This is a genomic window from Bacillus sp. GS3m_15504, assembly GCF_055825275.1.
The window spans coordinates 1-2,513 of record NZ_JBVVNL010000019.1; the positions used below are offsets into that span (position 1 = coordinate 1).

2 protein-coding genes and 1 rRNA gene are annotated in these 2,513 nt (G+C 34.1%); all 3 read left to right on the forward strand.

Features of this window, described 5'->3' with window-relative positions; all coding sequences use genetic code 11:
• Window positions 1-90, forward strand: a 5S ribosomal RNA gene (gene rrf / locus AC0L0O_RS29900); the annotation flags it as partial.
• 223 nt (window positions 91-313) lie between these two features.
• Window positions 314-1,273 carry an alpha/beta hydrolase gene (locus AC0L0O_RS29905; protein WP_428890206.1) on the forward strand — a complete coding sequence of 320 codons (960 nt, stop codon included), beginning with the start codon at window positions 314-316 and terminating at the stop codon, window positions 1,271-1,273.
• A gap of 165 nt (window positions 1,274-1,438) precedes the next feature.
• Window positions 1,439-2,170 carry a DsbA family oxidoreductase gene (locus tag AC0L0O_RS29910; RefSeq protein ID WP_000687961.1) on the forward strand — a complete coding sequence of 244 codons (732 nt, stop codon included), beginning with the start codon at window positions 1,439-1,441 and terminating at the stop codon, window positions 2,168-2,170.
• The last annotated feature ends 343 nt before the right edge of the window (window positions 2,171-2,513 follow it).

The window sequence follows — 2,513 nt, forward strand, 5'->3', positions numbered from 1 at the left end:
ACCCGTTCCCATACCGAACACGGAAGTTAAGCTCTCTAGCGCCGATGGTAGTTGGGACCTTGTCCCTGTGAGAGTAGGACGTCGCCAAGCAAGCTTAAGACGAGTCAGAATGACTCGTCTTTTTTGTGTTTTTAATCTCTTATCAGCCTCAAGTTATCCTTTTATATTCAATTTCTTTCATCATTTTCAATGTGTAGTTTAAGATTTTCTATTTTATTTTTTTGTGGAAGTAATTTATTGATGTGTTAAAATAGTACAGTTATTTTTTAAAACAATTTAATATAGGGATATTAATTTTTAAAAAGGAGATAATATGAAAAAGATAGGTATGATTACTATAGTAGTCTTAGTCCTTCTAGCGATTGTGTATATGTTAGTCGGGAATTATTTTTATAATTATGCGTTGAATGCGAAACAAGAGAAAGAATTTTTGCAAGGTAATCCTCATTTAGAAGAAACGGTAAATGCATCGGGAGATGTATTGGCTATAAATGAAGAAAAGAATGCGAACTTCGTATCAAAGTATAAGCCTAACACATTAACTATACGTTCTTTCGATAAATTGAATTTAAAAGGTTATGAATATATGAATGAACAATCTAGTCATAAATGGGCAATTGTAGTTCATGGATACAATGGTAGAGCATCAGAAATGACGAAATATATTCGTAACTTTTATGAACAAGGTTATAATGTCATAGCACCAGATCTTCGTGGGCACGGAAATAGTGAAGGAAATTATGTTGGTATGGGCTGGCATGATCGTAAAGATATTTTGGTTTGGATTCAACAAGTTGTAAAGAAAGACCCTAATGCTGAAATAGCACTATTTGGTGTTTCGATGGGCGCGGCAACTGTAATGATGACTTCAGGTGAAGAGTTACCTTCTAACGTTAAAGTTATTATTGAAGATTGTGGATACTCAACTGTTATTGATGAATTTACTTATCAACTAAAAGATTTATTCCACTTGCCGAAATTTCCCGTTATGAATGCGGCAAATACAGTTACAAAATTAAGAGCTGGATATGATTTGGAAGAAGCTTCAGCCGTAAAACAAGTGGCGAAAAGTAAAACACCGATACTATTCATTCACGGGGATGCGGATACATTCGTTCCTTTTGAAATGTTAGATGAAGTATATAATGCTGCAAAAGTAGAAAAAGAGAAATTAATTGTTCCAGGTGCTGGACATGGAGAAGCTGAGAAGATAGATTCAAACACATATTGGAATACCGTATGGAAGTTCGTGGGGAGATATATTCCAGTATAATTAGATTTATATATACGATAATCAGAAGGTGATACTTTTGATTATCGTTTTTCTATTTATAAATTCATTTTAGGTTTTAGTATATAAGGCTTGAAGCATAAATTTTTGAATTCCTTAGTGCCAGTGCTACAATGATTGAAAACTACATGTTAATGAGGTGTTTCTATGAAAATTGAAGTATGGTCAGATTTTGTATGCCCATTTTGCTACATTGGGAAACGTAGGTTAGAAGTGGCTTTAGAGCAATTTCCTCATAAGAAGGATGTTGAAGTTGAGTTTAAAAGTTTTGAATTAGACCAAAATGCTCCAATCTATTCTGGAACAAGTATTAATGAAGTACTTGCATCAAAGTATGGGATTAGTATTGAAGAAGCGAAACGTAATAATGTGCAGCTAGGCAATCATGCGGCTAGCATGGGTTTAAGTTTTAATTTTGATGAGATGAAGCCGACGAACACTTTTGATGCGCATCGTCTTGCGAAATTTGCAAAGGATCAAGGGAAAGAAAAAGAAGTTACGGAAAAACTACTTTTTGCATATTTCACTGAATCAAGAAATTTAAGTGATGTGGATACGCTCGCTACTATAGCTGAAGCTTCAGGTTTAGATAAACAAGAAGCTTTAAAGGTTATTAATGATAAAAGTGCATATGCAAATGATGTTAGAGTTGATGAAGCGATCGCTCAGCAATATCAAATTTCAGGAGTACCTTATTTTATTATTAATCAAAAGTATGCTATTTCAGGTGCGCAACCACTTGAAACTTTTGTTGGTGCACTTCAGCAAGTGTGGGAAGAAGAGAATCCTGTACCTAAGTTACAAGAGCTTTCTTCAGAAGGTGGAAGCGATATGTCTTGTACAGATGAAAGCTGTTCGGTACCTTCAAAAGAACAATAGTTTTTATGATGGAAAGCAACCCATAGAGTATTATATGGGTTGCTTATATATTCTGATAGAAGAGGTATGTAAATAGGGTTTTAAAAAAATGAAGTTTTTTTAAAAAACGTATTGACGATTAATACTTAGAGGTGTAATATAGAACAAGTCGCCGATGACAATAACGTCGAAAGCGACAAACGAAATAAAAAACTTAGTTGACATTAACTAACGAAGATGTTAACATAAGGAAGTCGCAAATGAGCGGCAGACGAGTTCTTTGAAAACTGAACGAAACAAACAACGTGAAACGTCAATTTTTATTTTATGATGCTAGACAAACTAACTTTATTGGAGAGTTTGA

Excerpts from the sequence above, each read along its gene's own strand:
- AC0L0O_RS29905 (WP_428890206.1), top strand. The coding sequence starts at position 314 with ATGAAAAAGATAGGTATGATTACTATAGTAGTCTTAGTCCTTCTAGCG.
- AC0L0O_RS29910 (WP_000687961.1), top strand. The coding sequence starts at position 1,439 with ATGAAAATTGAAGTATGGTCAGATTTTGTATGCCCATTTTGCTACATT.